This window comes from Candidatus Filomicrobium marinum, from assembly GCF_000981545.1.
Classification (GTDB): domain Bacteria; phylum Pseudomonadota; class Alphaproteobacteria; order Rhizobiales; family Hyphomicrobiaceae; genus Filomicrobium; species Filomicrobium insigne.
Window position 1 is genome coordinate 1,751,381 of record NZ_LN829119.1, and the last position, 18,342, is coordinate 1,769,722.

At 56.8% G+C, this 18,342-nt stretch carries 16 protein-coding genes, 1 tRNA gene and 1 pseudogene; 8 read left to right on the top strand and 10 right to left on the bottom strand.

Features of this window, described 5'->3' with window-relative positions:
• The first annotated feature begins 234 nt into the window (after positions 1–234).
• Positions 235–324, top strand: a tRNA-Ser gene (locus tag YBN1229_RS08290).
• Between the two features lie 541 nt (positions 325–865).
• Here the strand turns inward: YBN1229_RS08290 and YBN1229_RS19130 are convergent.
• The 3 genes and pseudogenes from YBN1229_RS19130 to YBN1229_RS08310 all read right to left on the bottom strand — a co-directional run.
• Positions 866–1,864: pseudogene (locus tag YBN1229_RS19130) on the bottom strand (recombinase family protein); the annotation flags it as partial.
• Positions 1,861–2,130 (bottom strand): hypothetical protein, encoded by a 270-nt coding sequence (locus YBN1229_RS08305; protein ID WP_046477954.1) that lies wholly within the window; start codon positions 2,128–2,130, stop codon positions 1,861–1,863. The gene YBN1229_RS08305 and the pseudogene YBN1229_RS19130, both read right to left, overlap by 4 nt.
• Positions 2,131–2,568: 438 nt before the next feature.
• Positions 2,569–3,144: a cation transporter gene (locus YBN1229_RS08310; RefSeq protein WP_152025062.1), complete on the bottom strand. Its 576-nt coding sequence runs from the start codon at positions 3,142–3,144 to the stop codon at positions 2,569–2,571.
• Positions 3,145–3,278: 134 nt separating this feature from the next.
• On the opposite strand from YBN1229_RS08310, the gene YBN1229_RS08315 reads away from it, so the two are divergent.
• The 5 genes from YBN1229_RS08315 (at position 3,279) to YBN1229_RS08335 (ending at position 6,587) form a co-directional block, all read left to right on the top strand.
• On the top strand, positions 3,279–3,683 hold the full coding sequence (locus tag YBN1229_RS08315) for a MerR family transcriptional regulator (protein WP_046477956.1): 405 nt from the start codon (positions 3,279–3,281) through the stop codon (positions 3,681–3,683).
• 329 nt (positions 3,684–4,012) lie between these two features.
• Entirely contained in the window at positions 4,013–4,402 is a 390-nt protein-coding gene (locus YBN1229_RS08320) for a hypothetical protein (RefSeq protein WP_046477957.1), read from the top strand.
• A 59-nt stretch (positions 4,403–4,461) separates the two neighbouring features.
• A complete protein-coding gene (locus YBN1229_RS08325) occupies positions 4,462–4,929 on the top strand; it encodes a hypothetical protein (protein WP_046477958.1) in 468 nt (155 codons plus the stop codon).
• Between the two features lie 378 nt (positions 4,930–5,307).
• On the top strand, positions 5,308–5,649 hold the full coding sequence (locus YBN1229_RS08330; RefSeq protein WP_170832390.1) for an ArsR/SmtB family transcription factor: 342 nt from the start codon (positions 5,308–5,310) through the stop codon (positions 5,647–5,649).
• Complete coding sequence (locus tag YBN1229_RS08335; RefSeq protein ID WP_046477960.1) at positions 5,646–6,587, top strand: SRPBCC family protein; 942 nt, start codon at positions 5,646–5,648, stop codon at positions 6,585–6,587. Before YBN1229_RS08330 ends, YBN1229_RS08335 begins: the two co-directional genes overlap by 4 nt.
• 86 nt (positions 6,588–6,673) lie before the next feature.
• Here the strand turns inward: YBN1229_RS08335 and YBN1229_RS08340 are convergent, their stop codons facing one another.
• Positions 6,674–7,567, bottom strand: coding sequence for a LysR substrate-binding domain-containing protein (locus tag YBN1229_RS08340; protein ID WP_046477961.1), 894 nt, complete (start codon positions 7,565–7,567; stop codon positions 6,674–6,676).
• Between the two features lie 133 nt (positions 7,568–7,700).
• Between YBN1229_RS08340 and YBN1229_RS08345 the strand changes: the two genes are divergently transcribed.
• Positions 7,701–8,405, top strand: a complete 705-nt coding sequence (locus tag YBN1229_RS08345) for an FMN-dependent NADH-azoreductase (protein ID WP_046477962.1) — start codon at positions 7,701–7,703, stop codon at positions 8,403–8,405.
• A gap of 606 nt (positions 8,406–9,011) precedes the next feature.
• Here YBN1229_RS08345 and YBN1229_RS08355 read toward each other — a convergent pair.
• The 6 genes from YBN1229_RS08355 to YBN1229_RS08380 form a co-directional block, all read right to left on the bottom strand.
• The gene (locus YBN1229_RS08355) at positions 9,012–10,613 is read right to left on the bottom strand and encodes an MFS transporter (protein WP_046477964.1); all 1,602 of its coding nucleotides are present in this window, start codon (positions 10,611–10,613) and stop codon (positions 9,012–9,014) included.
• Positions 10,614–10,649: 36 nt separating this feature from the next.
• Entirely contained in the window at positions 10,650–12,515 is a 1,866-nt protein-coding gene (locus YBN1229_RS08360; RefSeq protein ID WP_046477965.1) for an amidohydrolase, read from the bottom strand.
• A 158-nt stretch (positions 12,516–12,673) separates the two neighbouring features.
• Entirely contained in the window at positions 12,674–13,357 is a 684-nt protein-coding gene (locus YBN1229_RS08365) for a hydrolase (protein WP_046477966.1), read from the bottom strand.
• A gap of 293 nt (positions 13,358–13,650) precedes the next feature.
• Positions 13,651–14,112, bottom strand: a complete 462-nt coding sequence (locus YBN1229_RS08370) for an Rrf2 family transcriptional regulator (protein WP_046477967.1) — start codon at positions 14,110–14,112, stop codon at positions 13,651–13,653.
• Between the two features lie 60 nt (positions 14,113–14,172).
• On the bottom strand, positions 14,173–14,688 hold the full coding sequence (locus YBN1229_RS08375) for a winged helix-turn-helix domain-containing protein (protein WP_244466795.1): 516 nt from the start codon (positions 14,686–14,688) through the stop codon (positions 14,173–14,175).
• Between the two features lie 72 nt (positions 14,689–14,760).
• Positions 14,761–16,989, bottom strand: coding sequence for a TonB-dependent receptor plug domain-containing protein (locus tag YBN1229_RS08380; protein WP_160298693.1), 2,229 nt, complete (start codon positions 16,987–16,989; stop codon positions 14,761–14,763).
• 455 nt (positions 16,990–17,444) lie between these two features.
• Here YBN1229_RS08380 and YBN1229_RS08385 point away from each other — a divergent pair, with 455 nt between their 5' ends.
• A complete protein-coding gene (locus YBN1229_RS08385; RefSeq protein WP_076605300.1) occupies positions 17,445–18,116 on the top strand; it encodes a LuxR C-terminal-related transcriptional regulator in 672 nt (223 codons plus the stop codon).
• The last annotated feature ends 226 nt before the right edge of the window (positions 18,117–18,342 follow it).

The following is an 18,342-nucleotide window of genomic DNA, read 5'->3' on the forward strand; positions in this document are numbered from 1 at the left end:
GGCACCTGCCGACAGTTTTGTCCCCTCTTGGCTAGCGGGGAGATGCGGCGCGCGCAAGGTCAACAATGGCGAATGCTATCTTCAACACAAGAGTTCGCCATCCTGCGCCCTGTCGCCTCTGGGCATTCCGATTCGACGAACCTCTAAATTCCGTTGAAATCATTGAGGCAATCAGTGTATTGCGCTCGCTCACGATCTCGCTATAGTGCGCGCCTTCTCTTGCGAGATCAGTCCGGAGGGGTGGCCGAGTGGTTGAAGGCGCACGCCTGGAACGCGTGTAGGCGGGCAACCGTCTCGAGGGTTCGAATCCCTCTCCCTCCGCCATTTTGCATTTGCCTGCCTGAACGCCTGCTAACGCCTTGAAGGGCAAGGTGGTTTGCGGGGTTCTAAATCCAGATTTCCGGCAGTAGGCAAGGCGGTCCGCGAAGGTCAATTTCAGCACCAGTTTCTTGTGTTCGGAAGCTTCGGAAGCCCATAGTTCTTGCGGGTTTTCGAGGAAGCGGAAGGCGCGTTCAAACTGTGCGCCAGAGTCATGCTTCGGGAAGGCGTTGCCGCGCAGCTTTTCGATTGTAATCAGCTTGTCCTTTTCCAGCTGCGCGATGCGCCGCTCATAGGCCGCGATGACGGATGCGGTGGATGATTCCACGATCCGGTCCAAGAGCTGCTCAATTTGCTTTTCGGTCTTGCGGAGATCGTCCCGCAGCGCCTTGGCGATGTCCTCGGCTCTGCTACCGCGCTCATCCCACGCTTTGAAGAACAGCTCTTTGAACAGGCTGGCGGTTTGTGCTGCCGGGCGCAGGCTTTGCAGAACTTCGCCGAACTGCCCCTCGATCAGATCACGCTTGATGGATTTGCCCCGGCAGGCGCAGCCCTTGGTGAAGCAGAAATAATAAGGGTGCTTCTTCCCGGTCTTGCTCTTCGACCAGCCAGCGGTGAGCGGCCCGCCGCATTCGGCGCACACGGCATAGCCGCGCAGCGGGAAATCCTCGCCGATATCATTGTTTGTGAAGACGCGCGCGCCGCCCTTGATGCGCTGCTGGATGCGCTCAAACGTCTGAAGGTCGATCAGGCCCTCATGATGGCCCTTGCGAAGCGAGACGCCCCAATGCGGCACTTCGATATATCCGGCATAATGCGGGCGGCTGAGGAGGCGCAGCACCTCTTCGTAACGGACAGTGCCCTGCTTCGTCTTGCAGGGGTATTCCGGCTGGGATTCGAGGAAGCGCTTGACCTCGCCTTGTGTCTGGAAGCGGCCCGATGCAAAGCCCTCAAGTGCTTCTTGTACGATGGAAGCGAGCGGCTCGTTGCGCACAAGCAAGAGGCCGTGCCCGGCAACCCGCTTGTATTCATATCCTGTAGGGGCGTGAAACACCCAATAGCCGTTCATGGCGCGGGCGCGCATGCGGTTCTTGGTTTGCTCGCCGTTCTTCTGGCGCTGATGCTGGCTGGCGCTCGCCAGCACGTTCTCGACAAAGATCGAATCGGAATCATCGCCGAAGGTGATCGAGGGGCTTTCCAGCTTGCCGCCCGCCAAGCTGATGGCAAGGCGCAGATCGGTGTGGACGCGGGTATCGCGCGCAAGGCGGCTGATATCATCGATAATGACGGCAATCTCGCCGCTGCCGCTGTGGTGCTTCAGGAAGGATAGCATCGCCATGACGCCGGGGCGTTCGGACAGGGAGCCTGAGATCGCTTTGTCAAAGAAAGTCTCGACAACCTCATAGCCCTTGCGCTCCGCATATTCCCGGCAGCGCATGGCTTGGGATTCAAGGCCGTGCCCCTCCTCCACCTGCTTGGCGCTGGAAACGCGGGCGTAGATAACGGCGCGCGTAGTTTGCGAGTGTTTGTTGTCGTTGGCGCTCATGCTTTCTTCCTTCGCGGGCGAGGCTCCTTCTGGTTATCGTTTGCAACCGTGCTGCTGTTTTTTGGGGTGATGGGAAAGTCTATCACATTGGCGGCATCAAAGCCCGATTTGAGTGAGGAAACATCCACATCCGTACGTGCGCTGTACGCGTCATCGACGAAGCATTGCGCGATCAGCCAGAGCGTGCGGATGAACGCGATCTTCTCAGCTTCGCTGAGGTCCATACCATCAAGATGATGGAGATATGCTCTAGCATCGAATGTCATGGGCCGCGCGCATCCTTCCCCGCAGAGTCCAGCGTGTCCTGCACTAGGACAGCACTGTTCGCGATTATGAAAACACTATGCACGCTGCCCGGCTGGCATGCGGGAAGAAGGCATATGGGCGAAAGGCAAAAACTAGGGCTAGCACTAGCATCACTAGCAATAAGAAAAGGGGTTCGCATGAACCCCTGCCCCTCGGCGAGAGCGGGGGTAGCAAGGGCAAGGAGGCTCCGGACGCGGGGCCACACCAAAGGTGGGGATACGTCTGGATGCCTTGCCCGCGCGAGGGGCAGCGCCCCTTAGCTCTTCACTTCACTTCCCGCGTCAAGGATCGAAGCCCGAAGGGCCGAGACTGCCCGTGCCTGTCATTGCCGTTCCATGGGCAGGCTCGGTTCACGAGAGCCTGACCCCGGATTGAAGAGACGGGGGACGCCCAGAAACTTACACCTCTTTTGTGGAGATAGATTCTCCGCGCTCTTGCCAAGCCTGGCGCAAGATATGAAACGCGGATGACAGGAAGATGCTTGCCATCATGGCTGCTACAATGAGATCGGGCCACGCGGAGCTTGAAGCCCAGACGGCGACAGCAGCCAGCATGACCATGACATTGCCGATGGCATCGTTGCGTGAACACAGCCAGACAGAACGGACATTAGCATCGCCATCTTTGTAGGGCAGCAGCAAAAGAGCGCTGGCAAGGTTGGCAGCAAGGGCAAGAAATCCGATCACGCCCATCACTTCAGCATTCGGCAGGCAAAGAATCAGGACCTGATAAACTGTCGATCCCAGAACCCAAAGCCCCATCAGCGAGAGACTCAAGCCCTTGAATAGGGCTGCCGTTGAACGGATAGACAGGCTCTTGCCGATAACGGCAAGACTGATGCCGTAGGTAAGCGTATCGCCCAAAAAATCGAGGGCATCGGCCTGCAAGGCGTGCGATCCAGCCAGTTGCCCGGCGAGCATTTCGACAGCGAACATCAGAGCATTGATCGCGATGACAATCCAGAGCACACGCATGTAGCGCTTGTCCAAGCCGTCAAACCGCGCATTCCCGCAACACACCGATGTCTGGCAGTTATCGCTCACAGACGTCACTTTCCTTTCCTGCTATCCAGCCTACATTCTCTAGTGACTAGAGGAGCAAGAACAAAATGAAGAAGGATATTTCGATAGGCGCGCTCTCATCACGCGCGGGCGTGAAGGTGCCAACCATCCGCTATTACGAGGAGATCGGGCTGCTACCGGAGCCGACACGAACGGAGAGCAACAGGCGTATTTATGACGAGCAAAGCGTGGACAGGCTTTGCTTCATCCGTCATGCTCGTGAACTCGGCTTCGAGATCGAAACAATCCGCGAAATGCTGGCGCTGGCTGACAAGCCGCAGCGCTCCTGCGCCCGAGTGGATGCGCTGGCGCGCGGCCACCTGAAAGTGATCGACAGCCGCATTGAGCGCCTGACGGCGTTAAAGCACGAGGTCGAGGGCATGATCCGGTCATGCTCGCGCGGCAGGATCGCCGAATGCCGGATTATCGAAGTGCTGACGCATCCGGGTTGAGTTACCTAGTGCGTGATGGCTCTGACTTGTTGGAGCCTGCCTTGTACCTCGCGCCACCGGGCCGGGGGGATGGAACGGGGGCCAGCATGGCCCCCTTCCCGAGGCGGGCGAAAGACCGCCGAGACCAGATGGTGCTGTCATACAGCACACATCTGGCGGTACGCCTTAACTCTGCCTTCTGACGTCCCGGTTCTTTCTCCCGGTAATAAAAGTTGCGGAGCTGAGGAACCCCGACAAGCGAAGTCAAGTCCTTCGTTGTTGGCGTGGACGACCGATGCTACCTATATATTTGTTAAGGGCTTTGGCTGGCGCTGACTGAGGAGGCAGGCATGGTAGGTAAGCAACTTCACGGTCCAAGACATCCTTTGAGAGGCGCTGCTGCCGAAGGTGGCTACGGCAAAATCGTGGTTTCACCCACTGGCAGAGCCGTACAGGTTCAAACTGCTCAAGAAATGTTGCGTTCAGTAAAAAACATCACTACACTGAGCAATATGACTAAGCAAGAATCAAAAATAGTTTCTGACTGGCCTGAACCGACCAAAGAACAAATTGATGCCGTCCGTGCAGCGGCGGTGATAGGTGTCAGGCATGCAATGGAAGACGTTGCAGCTATACGTGCAGAAGTATTCGGTACGGTCAATAATAAGGCTCCTGCCACCGATGCTGATGATGCAATAGGACAGAGAGCTACTAATAAATTAGACCCGGAAATATCCTGAAGGTCTGACTAGGTTGTGGCTTCTTTATAGCTTCGCAAAAATTTTCAACCAAGTTCAAAATGCTGACAATTTTTGAGCAACTGCTTCTGGCGCAAGTTGAAAAGTCAAAGCTCGACCCAAATGCTGACGCGAGTGGGGAAGTAAAGTTGTTAATTACAATAGGGCTAGCGCATGTGTATGCAGACAGACATTCGCGCGAAAACAATCCGTATTACCCGCGTGAGTTTGTTGAGATTTACTTTAATACAGCTGCGCCACCTAATCTTACCCCTCAAGAACTTTATAGAACAGAAATTTATGAAGAACTCAGAAATGAGGCGAATAAGCTCTTTAGGCAAGCAACTCGCAATTCTCATCTTCAAGAGGGTGTCGAGCAAGTCAGCAAAAAACTTAGTACTGTTCACAAAGCGCTGGAGGACGATGCCAAACGACGCGGGAGTCCCTCACGGCAGATTTTCTGGAACATAGTCGGCGGCGGGGTCGTCGCAGGCTTAGCAAAGCTTTTGGAGCGAATTTGGGGGCAATAGACCTAGTCTTTTGATCCCCTAGCTGACAGAAATGCAGCGTTCAAGCAGACTGTTCCAAGCCTTTAGCTCATCAGCCAGCGCGTTCAAATCCAGTCCCTCTAAGCCCGCCATAAGACGCCGACGCAAACTGACGGCTCTTCTCTTTGCCTCATAAAATTGGCACCTGGGACACTATTGTGTCGCGAGACGTGGTTCTCGCGCCCGCAATTAGGCGGGGACAGCGCTCGACTACAATTACCGATCACATGCTGCAGACCGCCTCCGCTCGTCGCGGAAGGCGCCCACTGCTTCAAGGGTGGGGTGCGCCAGTTCAATAACACTTAGCAAGTTGACGAAGTTTCTCTTGCGCGAACAGCCGCGCGGATGATAGTTAGCCATATGACTAAGCATTATCCGGAACTTTCGCTGCTCTTCCACGCTCTGGCCGATCCGACCCGTAGATCGATCCTGACACGGCTTGCGGAAGGGCCTGCGCGGGTCACGGACCTGTCGGAGCCCACCGGCCTGCGCCTGCCCACGGTGATGCGGCACATTTCGGTACTTGAGGAGGCAGGGCTGATCGCCACCTCCAAGGATGGGCGGGTACGCACCTGCGCCATCGTACCCGAGGCCATGGAACCGATTCAGACATGGCTCGATGAACAGAGAGCCATATGGGAAGACCGCCTTGACCGGCTGGAGGCGTTTGCGATGAAAGCGATGAAGGAGCGCAGGGAATGACATCGAACTTCAATCCGGATGGGATGCTCGCCGCGGCGCGCGATCCTGCGAAGGGCCGCTTTGCAACTCTGACCTTCGAGCGGGACGTGGCCGCGCCATTGTCGGTGCTGTGGCAGACATGGACGGCCCCAGCCGCGCGCGCGGTCTGGTCTGCTCCAACGCCCTCGGTCATTGTGGAATTTTTGGAGGCCGACAGCGGAGTGGGTGGGCGCGAAGTCTCGCTCTGCAAGGTCGAGGGCCAGCCGAATATCCGCTGTGAGTGTGGCTGGCTTGAGTGGCAGCCAGCGCTGCGCAGCGTGAATTACGAAGTAGTCTCGTCTGAAGGAGTGACGCAATCGACAGCGCTGGTGACGGCTGATTTCTCCGGCACGGACGAACGCAGCCGACTGGTCGTGACGGTGCAGCTTTCCTCGCTGGCTGACGGTATGGAGGTGGGCTACCGACAGGGCCTTGACGCGGGGCTGGACAATCTCGCCCGAGCGGCCAAGCGAACCATGGTACTGCAGCGCGTGATCCAGGCACCGCGAACCACTGTCTGGAACACTTGGATGAATCCTGAGGCGCTGCCGCAATGGTGGGGGCCGGACGGGTTTTCCTGTCGCACCAAGAGGATCGACCTGAGAACGGACGGCGAATGGGTGTTCGATATGATCGCCCCTGACGGCACGGTGTTCCCGAACCACCATCTCTATACCGAGGTTCGTCCTGAAGAGCGGATCGGCTATACACTGCTATGGGGCGAGAACGGGCCGAAACACGCCGACGCTTGGGCCTCGTTCGAGGATCAGAATGGAGCGACGAAGGTGACGCTCGGCATGGTGTTCAGCACAGAGGCCGAGTTTCGACAGGCGAAGGGATTCGGCGCAGTCGAACTGGGCTTGCAAACGCTGGGTAAGCTGGAACGCTTCATCAAAACCCGAGGGAATGCTGCGGCTTAGCAACCGAGTTCATGGATTACTCGAGAGAGCAATAGCGTAGACGTAGTTCGACGTTTCGTCTGTTCTGGTAGAGCAAGGTTTAAAGGTCAGTCAGACCCAAGGCTCGCTTTCATTCGCGAAATCATCAGATCGAGTTCGCTGGCGCGCCTGTGGTCTTTCAACCTGACGGCCCAGAAGGCGGGCATCGCAAGACTGTGTTCACTGACCCGGACCAAGTCGCCCTGTCCGATATGGTCTGCGACCAGACACTCCGACAGCAGCGCCACGCCAAGACCAGAGACGGCGGCCTGAATGGCAACGCTTTCTTCGCTGAAATCGCCTGCCGACGAAAGATCGCCTGGCGCGCATCCTGCTTCGGCAAACCACCTCTTCCATCCGAGCGATTGGCGGTGATCCAACGTCCAGCGATAATGAATAAGCGGAACCCGCAGCAAATCCTCTGGCCGGTTTGGATGCCCGTGCTGGGAGAGAAAGCTCTTCGTTCCCACCGCGATCAGGCGATCGTCGAACAGGTGGAACCACGCCTCGTCCAGACCGCGTTGTTCCCGAGACCGGATCGCCAGATCGACGTCTCCGGCACGGAGATCGACCGGGCGATTGTCGGCATGAACGGTGATGTCGAGCTCGGTTTCCGATTTCAACCGAGCCAGGCGAGGCGTGAACCACTCGGCCGCGAAGGCCATCGTCATCGAAATGACCAAGGGCCGACGTGTGTCCTGTCTGACCTCTTCGCTTGCCGCTGCCATCCGGTCCATCGCGTCCCGCAGGACCGGGAACAGTTTGGCACCCGCTTCGGTAAGCCGCAGAGGACGGGGGCGCCTGTGAAACAGAGAAACCCCGAGCAGATCTTCCAGCTTCCGGACCTGATGGCTGATGGCTGTCGGATCGAGGTGCAGTTCCTCTGCTGCTCGGCCGAAATGCTGATGCCGCGCAGCTGCCTCGAAGGCCCGCAAGGCGTGTAGCGGCGGCAGTCGACGCATTACGTTTTACTCCGCTCTTCATGAATCTTATTCATCATATGCATGAGAGATCGCCCTTCGCCAATAGCGGCCGCCAACACTATTCCGTTGATCAGACGAAGAAAGATACGTCTCCAACCGATGAGGCTAGCCCATGAGCACGTTGCTGAAGATCGACGCGAGCGCGCAACTCCAGGATCGATCGCTGACCCGAAAGCTGACCGCCCTTTTCGAGCGCACGTTTGTCAACGTCGCTCCCCATACGCAAGTGGTCTCACGCGATGTCGGTCAAACGCCGCCGCCTTTCATTGATTATCGCTTCATCCATGCCGCGTTTACGCTTCCGCAGGAGCGTGAAGCCTGGATGGGCGATCACCTCGCCATATCGGATGAACTGATCGATGAGGTCGTCGCGGCCGATATTATCGTGATGGGTGTGCCAATGTATAATTACGGGATGCCGGCATCCTTGAAAGCGTGGTTCGATCAGGTTGCCAGGATCGGCAAGACCTTTTCCTTTGATCTCAATCGCGGAGACTTCCCGATTGAGCCCATCCTGAGCGGAAAACATCTCGTTGTGCTGTCCGCCCGCGGGGAGTTTGGCTTTGTTCCCGGCGGTGTTCGCGCTGACAAGAACGCGCTCGATCCGGCTCTGGCCGCCTGCGCCCATTATCTCGGCGTATCGTCCAAAGCGATCGAGACCGTCACGATCGAGTACCAGGAATTCAAGGATGACCGGCATCGCGCTTCAGTTGCCGAGGCGCAAACACGAACCGCCGAGATCGCTCACCGTTTGGCATCGAGTTTTGCGTTTAAGCCCTCGTCTGAACGAGGCGTTTCCCATCATTCTTGTCAGTAAGTCGACAGCCGCTCATTCTTACGGCTCTGACCACTTGGGTGGAAGTCGGCAGAACACACAATTGGCTAGCCTCTTGCGCGAGCCGTAGACTGCAATGTGGAAGATGCGCATCACGCGCGGATGGCACGGCCTGAAGCAGCCGTGCCAATGTCAGGCATCGTTAGCCGAACCGCTTAGCAGCCGTGGCGCACCATGCAGCGGCGAAAGCGCCAGCCGCCACCCCAACGCCAGCGGCATTCACGCCGCCACCGGCGGCAGTGGCGACGCCAGCTTCCTCCCCATTGCGCTTTTTCGAGGAGCGATGGGCCGAACATGGTTTGCTGCGTTGATTGTATTTGTGTTTGCGATAACGTTGCGGCTTGAGCAGCGGGTATGCCGACGCATAATGAACCAGCGATCGCGATACCGGCTGCGATGGAGGTTAATCTCATCAAGAATTCTCCTTTAATGAGCCCCGGCAGCAGCAGCAACTCGTGAGCCCCAGAAAAGGTTCAATCGAACAGTAAAGATGCCTAAACTTTGATGTGAGGGGTACGCGCGATGTACCCAGAATGTGCCAAATCCCAATAGTGCAGCGGGAGACATTTCCGCTGCACTGTTGTTTCCTTAAGCCCGGATCAAATGCGTGACGACGGGCGGGTCTGAGCCACGATGCAGTGCGAGGATGCGGTCTTGTACGGCGTGGTCTGCGCCGGTCACGCGCTCGTGGTGACGCAGATGGTAGAGCCACGAAACCTCGCACCAGGTTTCGACGAACCGGGACGGGTCGGCGGCATCTTGCATGAGCGTCCAGCCATATCCCCCACCCCGTCGCCGTGCGGCCGAGAGTTCGTTCATGAGGGTGATGAAGTTGGCGCGATCTTTTTCCGCGATTTCGTAGGTCACCTGGATCATGACCGGTCCGCGATCGTGTGTGGCCTCGTCGGAAACGAGCGGTTGAGGCCAATGCATCGATGGCGTGAGGTCGAGCGTCTCACCTTGGTTGAGTTTTGCCCGCCATGTCAGTGGGATCATGAGCAACGCGCCTGCAGCCGCGACGAGGAGGGTCGTGGGAATGCCGACAAGCGTTGCAACCTTACCCCAGATCAGACTGCCTCCGGACATCGCACCAAAGAAGACGGTGAGAAAAATCGAAAGCCCGCGTGCGCGCACCCAGTTGGGCAAAGCGGTCTGCGCTGAGACCTGTAAACTTGAGAGAACGGCAATCCACGAAACCCCGGCGAGCCCACAGGCGATCGCCGCAAGAATAGGATTGTCGGTGAACGAGAGGATCGCGAGGACGGTAGCGGTACCGATAGATCCCGCCGCGACCGTGATGTCTGGCCCGAACCGTGCTTTCAGTTTTGGTAGAGCGACCGCTCCGGCGACTGCGCCCGCGCCAAGGCACCCGAGAAGAATGCCATACAGAGTGGGGCCGCCCTTTAAAACGTTGCGTACGATAAGAGGAATGAGCGCCCAAAAAGCACTGGCGAAGATGAAGAAACCCAGAGCCCGAATAAGCGTCCACGCCACGGGCCGGCTGTTGAGTGCATAGCGCAGGCCGGCAACAATCGCGGAGCCGACTTGCTCAGGGGGCAACTGACTTTCAGCGATGCGCGGCTGCCGCCACCATAAAAGCGCAGCAATGATGCCGACGACACTCAGCGCATTGATAAAGAAGGGTGTCGCAAGGCCATACGCCACAATAAGAAAGCCTGCCAACGCCGGACCGATTGCGCGGCTGACGTTGATCCCCATGGAATTAAGTGCAATTGCCGCCGTCAACTCTTGCCGTGGCACGAGCTGCGGCACGACGGCCTGCCACGCCGGGGCCATGAAAGCGGCGCCCGTACCCATGATGAACGTAATGAGAAGAAGCAGTGTCGGGGTCACCATCCCGAAGCTCACAAGGAAGGCGAGAATTCCGGCAACAACTCCTAAGATCGCGTTGACGATGAGCAGCAGTTTGCGCCGGTCAACGATGTCAGCAAGCGCGCCCGCCGGAAGGGCAAAGAGAAACACCGGCAAAGTCGTGGCGGCCTGCACGGCCGCCACTACGAGCGGAGACGGTGACAAGTCCGTCATCAACCATCCCGCACCCACGTCATGCATCCAGGTGCCGATGTTGGACACGATGGTGGCGGTCCACAGGACGGCAAAGGCCGGTCGTGCGAGCGGGGCCCACGCCGACGGAGCCTTCGCGGATTCAGTTGTTTTCTTGGCATCCATTGCGTTGGCTCCGAATGTGAGGGTTCCACCGTCGACCTAGACCGCGAAGCAGGAGCAGCCCAACGCTCCCCAAAAGGCCTTCTTGTCCCCGACCGGGATCGGCGTGTTCCAGGCAATGCCGTGATCGTGGCCGTGGACACCGCAGCTATGACGGCATCCGTCGTGGCAGGAATGAGCGAAGTGTGTCCCCTCGCCAGCATCTGCACGTTGGGCAGGACTTGGTATCGCGCCGACCGGGCTCCACGACGGTGATGCCGGTGGTACGGGAGGCGACAGGTCCGCGTAGTTGCCTTCTCCGTAAACAACCTTGCCACCGACGATCGTGAGCACGGAATTGATCCGACGGATCTCCTCAGGCGGAACGCTCATGTAGTCGGCGGAGAGGACTGCGAGGTCCGCGTATTGCCCCTGTGCGAGCGTTCCTTTGACGTCGGCCTCGCCCGAGAACCACGCCGAACCCTTCGTCCACAGTCGCAAGGCGGTTTCACGATCGAGAACATTGTCCTCTCCGTAGAGCGGAAGGCCTCCAAGCGTCTTTCCGGTTGTTAGCCAATAAAGTGCGACCCACGGATCGTAGGAGGCAACACGCGTCGCATCGGTACCTGCACCAACCGGCAATCCAGCCGCCAGCATCTTGGAGATCGGCGGCGTGTTCCGCGCGGCTTCTGCGCCATAACGGTTGACGAAATACTCGCCCTGAAATGCCATGCGATGCTGGATCGCAATGCCGCCCCCCAACGCTTTGATGCGATCGATATTGCGATCACTGATGGTCTCTGCGTGGTCAATGATAAAGCGTGTTTCAAAGGGGGCTCGGCCGTTGACGCGTTCGAAGACCGAAAGAAAACGATCGATCGACTCGTCATATGTGGCGTGGATTCGGAACGGCCATCTGTTGGTGGCAAGCAGCTCGACAATAGGCTCGATCTCGCTTTCCATCGTGGGGACAAGGTCAGGGCGCGGTTCGAGGAAGTTTTCAAAGTCTGCGGCCGACCAAGCGAGGTTTTCACCTGCACCGTTCATGCGCAACATCGCATCACCGGCGCCGGGCTTCGTGAGCGTAAGCCAGCGTTCATAGTCATTGAGTTCGTCACCGGCTTTTTGCGCGAAGAGATTATAGGCGATGCGTACCGTCAGCTGATCGTCATCATGCAAGCGTTGAATGACATCGTAGTCCTCGGGATAGTTCTGACCGCCACCGCCAGCATCAATCACGGACGTGATGCCGAGCCGGTTCATTTCGCGCATGTAGTGGCGGGTGGAATTGATCTGATCTTCGATGGGGAGCTTGGGGCCACGCGCCAGCGTCGAATAAAGGATCAGTGCTGAGGGCTTGGCGATGAGCAGGCCCGTCGGGATTCCCTGCGAGTCCTTCTCGATAAGTCCACCGGGAGGATTGGGGGTGTTCTTGTTGATTCCGAGAACGTTGATCGCCGCTTTGTTGAGAAGCGCCTGACCGTAAAGGTGGAGAATAAAGACCGGGGTATCGGGCGCGGCCGCATTGATCTCATCCAGAGTTGGCAGACGCCGTTCTGAAAATTGAAACTCAGACCAGCCGCCGACCACACGAACCCATTGCGGTGCCGGTGTCCGTGCGGCCTGTTGCTTCAGAAGCCGCAGCGCATCGGCCACTGACGGAACACCTTCCCAGCGTAATTCCATGTTGAAGTTGAGCCCGCCGCGGATCAGATGAGTATGGCTGTCGTTCAAGCCCGGAATAACGCGCCGGCCACCGAGATTGACCACCTTCGTCTTGACGCCCGCTGTGCGCATGACCTCGTCGGTTGTGCCAGCCATCTGGACGAGCCCATCCTTGATGGCGATGGCCTGCGCTTCGGGGATGTTGCGATCAAGTGTCGTGATGCGCCCATCACGCAAGATGAGGTCGGGTGCGTCTGTCATTGGCTGGCTCCACGAGGTTCGCGGTGTCACGGTGGCAAGAGCGCCCACGGAGGCGAGGCCACGAACGAAAGTGCGGCGGCGAATATTCACGGCGCGTATCCTTTTGGAAGGGCCGGCGCCGTAGCGACGCCGGCTAAAAGCTCTTCGAAAGTCGCGGCTTAGGTGGCCGGAACGGGGGCAAGTGTTGGCCCATGTTTCGCGCGCTCTTCAGCCTTGTGCACCATCGTGTAAGCGTAATCGATGCCCATGCCGTAAGCACCGGAATGTTCTTTCACAACGCCGGTAACGGCATCATAGGTGTCGCGGTGCGCCCAATCACGCTGCCACTCGAGCAGGACCTGCTGCCAGGTGACAGGAACCACACCGGCCTGCACCATTCGCTGCATGGCGTAGTTGTGAGCATCGAGCGAGGTGCCCCCGGACGCATCAGCGACCATGTAGATCTCATAGTCCGCATCATGCATCGCTGAGAGCGCGAACGTCGTGTTGCAGACTTCGGTCCAGAGACCGGAAACAATCACCTTGTTGCGACCGTTCTTGGCGAGTGCATCGCGCACCTTCTGGTCATCCCAGGAATTCATCGAAGTGCGTTCCAGAATGGGGTGTTCTGGAAAGACGCTCAGGAGCTCCGGGTAGGTGTGGCCGGAGAAAGATTCCGTCTCAACCGTCGTGATGATTGTCGGGACGTTGAAGACCTTTGCCGATTTGGCGAGCGCAACGACATTGTTTTTGAGCGTTTGGCGGTCGATGCTCTGAACGCCGAAGGCCATCTGCGGCTGCTGGTCGATAAAAATCAGTTGCGAGTTCAGCGGCGTGAGCACTTCGAGCTTCTGTTTGGACATGAGGTTTTCTCCTGGTGAGCGATGTGGCTAGAGCGGCTGTGAATTCGTCATGACGGCAAGCTACATCGCAGCCTATGAAGTGACAATTATGAAAATAAAGACCAAACTGCATCCAAAATGGAACCAATAAATTTGAGGTTCAGGGCAGCATAGGGAGCGCGGCGGTGGGATGGCGGACCTCGCCACGTCTGCGCACGTGCAGAGGCAAAATAGGAAGCTTCAGAAAATCATCCAGATGAGGGGGAACTGCCGCAGCTATCCGTAAGCGCAGGGGGCAACCCAACTAGAAAATATCAAGAATCGTGGCGCTGTTCTTTCAAGGTCTGTCCTCGCTGAACAAGCCTGCGGTTAAAGTCTTTGGAGAGAGCTGCGAGCGTGACGGCTTCCAAGTGAGCTAAAAACACCGCTTGCACCTCGCGGAAGGCGCTATCGAGAGCACGATTAACGGACTGCTCGACGAGACAGGCCGGCACTTCGGAGCGATGACCCATCGCGACGAGCGTCGGCTCTCCCACGGCTCTATAAATGTCGGCAAGCGTGACCTTTGTTGGATCGCAGGCGACGGTCCATCCCCCGCCATGGCCTTTCGCTGACGTCACAAATCCTTGGTCTCTGAGGCCGGCCATGATGCGGCGCACGACGACAGGATTTGTGCCCATCATCCTAGCCAGCTGTTCGGAGGTCGCCGGCTCATCAGAGCCGAGCATGTGAAGAAGAACGTGGAGGACGCCCGAAAGCTTGCTGTCTCGTTTCATGTAACTTTATATGTCGCTGTCCGAACGGATTGCAGACTGATCTCGGAAACGGGCCCAAATTTAAGCTGTCCCATCCTTTCGGAGAGCCTTGCGAATTTTGCGAATATGGGTCGCCGCAGCTTCCGCTGAGAGCTTTTGCACGGACCTGTAATGCGCAACGATTTCCCTGCCATGATCTGTCAGTTCCGCGCCGCCACCTGCTTTACCGCCATGCTTTTTGACGACGACGGGCTGCTCAAACATCTCGTTGATTTCATCGGCGAGATACCAGGCGCGCTTGTAGGACATGCCCATGGCTTTGCCCGCGGCGACAATCGAGCCGTATTTCTCGATACCCTCAAGGAGCTCCACCTTGCCGGGCCCTAAAAAGCTGCCTTCTGAGAATTTAAGGCGAATGAAAAGCTCAGGTTTTGAGACTTCACCAGAGCGTGCAGGTCGCAGTGATTTCGGCACGAGATAGCCTCCCCACATGATGGCGTTGACCCGCCGATCAGAAAGCTGGGTACCGCGCCGATCACGGGTTCCCGCCCCGTGCGGGAACATCGAGATAGCATACAGGATACAACGTCGAATCACGGAAGGGAAAGGTCTCTTCAAGCCGGTCTGGAGGTCCGGCTTGAAGAGCGCGGTTTCGCGCGTGATAGCACCCTAGAACTTGGCTTTCACGTTGGCGAAAAACTGTCGACCGGGTTCCGGAAATCCTTCGGCCAGTTGATAATCTTGATCGAGTAGGTTTGTAGCGCCGATTGCCGCGGTGAAATTCTCATTGAAGGCATACTCGGCCTGCAGGTTGAGCAACGCGTACGACCCAATTTTGACGTAGTTTGGCATCGGGTTTGATGCCAAGAGCGTGCTCGTCGAGTTGGTCACCAGGCTGTTGCGATCGCTGGCGAGTTCGAGACTAGGGGTTAGCGTTAGCTTGTCCGTCGCCTGCCAAGCCAAATACAGAAATGCTTGGTGACGCGGTGTGCCTTCTGGACGCGGACCTGCCGACATATAATCCAACTCGCGTTCGAGATATGTGTAGTTGCCGCCGATCCTGAGACCCGGCTGGATATCCCAATCGAACGAGAATTCCACACCGTAGTTCTCACCCTTTATGTTTTGGTTCTGGATTGCATTCCTGGCGACGAAAACGGGCTGAATCGAGTTCTTCAGATCCGAATAGAAAATGGCCGAAGACAGCTTGAGCTTGTCGATAAAAATGTCGGCCCAGCCGATTTCATAGTTGATCGTCCGCTCTGGGGCGAGGTCCGGATTTGGAACCGCGAACCCAAAACGCGTGCTGAACCGCTCGAAGACTGTTGGAAACCTTGTCCGGTCAGAGACAGACGCGTGCACCTTGCCGGTATCGCTGAAGCTATAGATGGCCGCCGCTTGGCCATTCCAGGCATCGTTGTTCGGAGTATCGTTTTGGATGATGACGCCGTTGTCGAAATCCTCAGCTTTATGCACGACGTTTTTGTCGTAGCTGATGCCGGTAACGATATCGAGACGGCGGGTCGCGTGAAATGTGTTCTCGACGGCGAACGACCAAGTGTCTTCGATGTTATGATGCCACGGCTCACGAACGCTGCCCGGGAGATCCGGACGGCCGAGCTGGGCTTCAGCGTGATTATCGCGGCGGAAATGAACAGCACCTTTGAGTGTGTTCATTGGAATGAGGTTTGTGCCAGCTTCGAGAAATCCCCCGATGGCATAGTCATCGTAATAGCTGTCGAAAGCCCGCCCCATCGTTCGTGATGAATAGCTCGCGTCATCGTAGGTCGAAAGAAGGTTTTTGAAGGTGTTGTAGTAGGCGTTCGTCTTGACGTACGAGGCCGAACCGACTTGCGTTTTGGACAGCCACGACGTGCTTTGAATGTCCCAATAGGGCCACGTCCAATAACGCGGGCCTTGCACTTCCTGCCCAATAACATGAAGGGGCGCACTCTTCTCACCGGACTGCGACGTATAACTGAGGCTGTACTCATCGGTCGCGTTCGGCGTATAGCCGGCCTTGACGTTGATGCGCCAGTCACGGATATCCGAGTGTTCGCGGTCCCCGCCATTCTCGTTGGCGAGGTTGATGGGCGTGAATCTGTCTGACAAATTCCAGTGGTCCTGATCGAGAATCGTCCCAGAAATTTGCGCGTAGTATTCGTCCTGGCGTGTGCCGGCGTAGCCGTAGCTGTTCCATGCATTGAGCGAACCGGAGTTGCCGTTCAACACCGCCCCCAAGCGGGCTTCTGTTTCCATGGCTTTCGTCGGCTTCCGAGAGACGAGATTGATCGCACCGCCCATGCCGCCGGGACCGTTCAAGACCGACACGTAGCCTTTCTGCACTTGTACTTCGGCAAGGTCAGACGTGAGAAAGCGGTTGAAGTCGAGGCGATTGTCGGCTGGCAGATAAATGCGCACACCATCGATGGATAATGGAACGCGAAGCCGGTCGAAGCCTCGCACGGATATATCGCGCTCGTTTCGGCTGCCCCCGGTGTTTTGCATCGTAACGCCGGGCAAAATGCTGACGGCCTGATCGAGCGAGTTTTTGTTGAAGGTCCACATCGCCTCGTTGGTAATGGTGCTGCCTCCGATGGCATCCAGCTGCCCGAGTGTGAAGACACCGACGGCACCTCTGCCCGAACCGCTCGAGGCTGGCAGAGGGCCGATGGGTGCTCCGTCGACATCGGCCACGGATGGAGCGGGTGCAACCTTGCGGACGGGCTTGGAGAGGGGCTGCGATGGGGACACCACAACTATAGGTGGGAGCACTGTGGCGTCGGAAGCTGTCACGTCGGCACCAGGTGTCGGAGCGGCGTCTTGAGCAAAAACCACAGAAGATTCAAACGCTATGACAGCACAAGCAAAGGGCGCAATACGCCTCGTTCTAATCACTGATGTTCCCTCCCACATGAACGAGTATTACGCCAACGTTATAGCCGTTAAGCTATATAGATAGTCAAACAATAATGCGCAAAAAGGCCTCACGTTGCGCCATGCGTGGCGCAAATGAGTCCATCAATATATCCTATCGAATATGTTGAATGAGTGCGGCGGCGACGGCGTTAATCCAGTCCATGGTCGGGATTGCCGGCTCGCATCTGAGGTTGAAGAAGGAGTGTCTAAGTTTATCTACAGCACAAGGAAGATCAGCTTAAAAATTATGCAAAGGAACGTTCGCATCGAGCAATCTATCCGGCGTATGAGCCGGACGGCAATAAAGTCAATAGATAGAAACGCATGAGATCAACGAGCGATGCTGGGTTAATCAAACGCTAAAAAGATAGTTTGCCGCTTCACAACATTGTGAGTATTATGTTAATTCCAACACGGATGTGTGGAGCATTGAGGTGTCAAAAATTTCTGTGGCGTTTATCGACGGTCATCCGATTATGATGGATGGCCTTATAAGTGCATTTTCTCGAGTTCAAGATTTTCAGGTTGTAGCAAGGGGAACTTCCGCAGCCGACGCGGTGAATAGCGCCGTTGTGCATAAACCGGACGTTCTCGTGCTGGACTTAAATATTGACGGCAACGCATATGAAGCGATGTCGAAAATCCACGGGAAATGTCCAAATACAAAAGTCGTCGTTTTTACGGGATTGGTCGGGGTCGAGTACGCATTGCGAGCGCTTGAGCTGGGTGCGAGTGGTTTCGTTTCCAAAGGAAGCACAGCTGAAGAGCTATGCAAAGCGCTGGTCGCGGTCGTGGGCGGTGAGACCTACATCACGCAAAGGTTTGCGACACAAGTGATATCCGCGTTGCGCGATGCGTCGCTGCGCAAGCGTGCGGCAGCTGCTATCAAGCTGAGCATCCGGGAGGAGCAGATCGTCCGTTTGTTGCTGCGTGGTAAAACGAATAAAGAAATAGCAAATCAACTCGCAATCAGCGAAAAAACGGTAAAGCATTATATGACAATTCTGATGCAGAAGCTAAATGCTCGCAACAGAATTGAAGTCGTATTAGCCGCTCAGAATTTATCTGCAGAGCATAAGTACGGCCCCACAGCCTACCGGAATTGATTCCGGAATACGGCAAAAAACTATTCAATTTTATTTCTCGATGAAAAGGGAGGCCGTGCCTCCCTTTATTGGTTTGCGTGCGCCTACGGTGGAAGCAGGGAACCATCATTCTCTCGCATGACAAAGTACGGGCGCGACTTGACGTTTTAAGATCTCAATTGCGGCACGCGTGCCGGCGTTCGGCGCAGCAAGGTCTACGCTGTCATAGAGAAACTCAGACGATGGT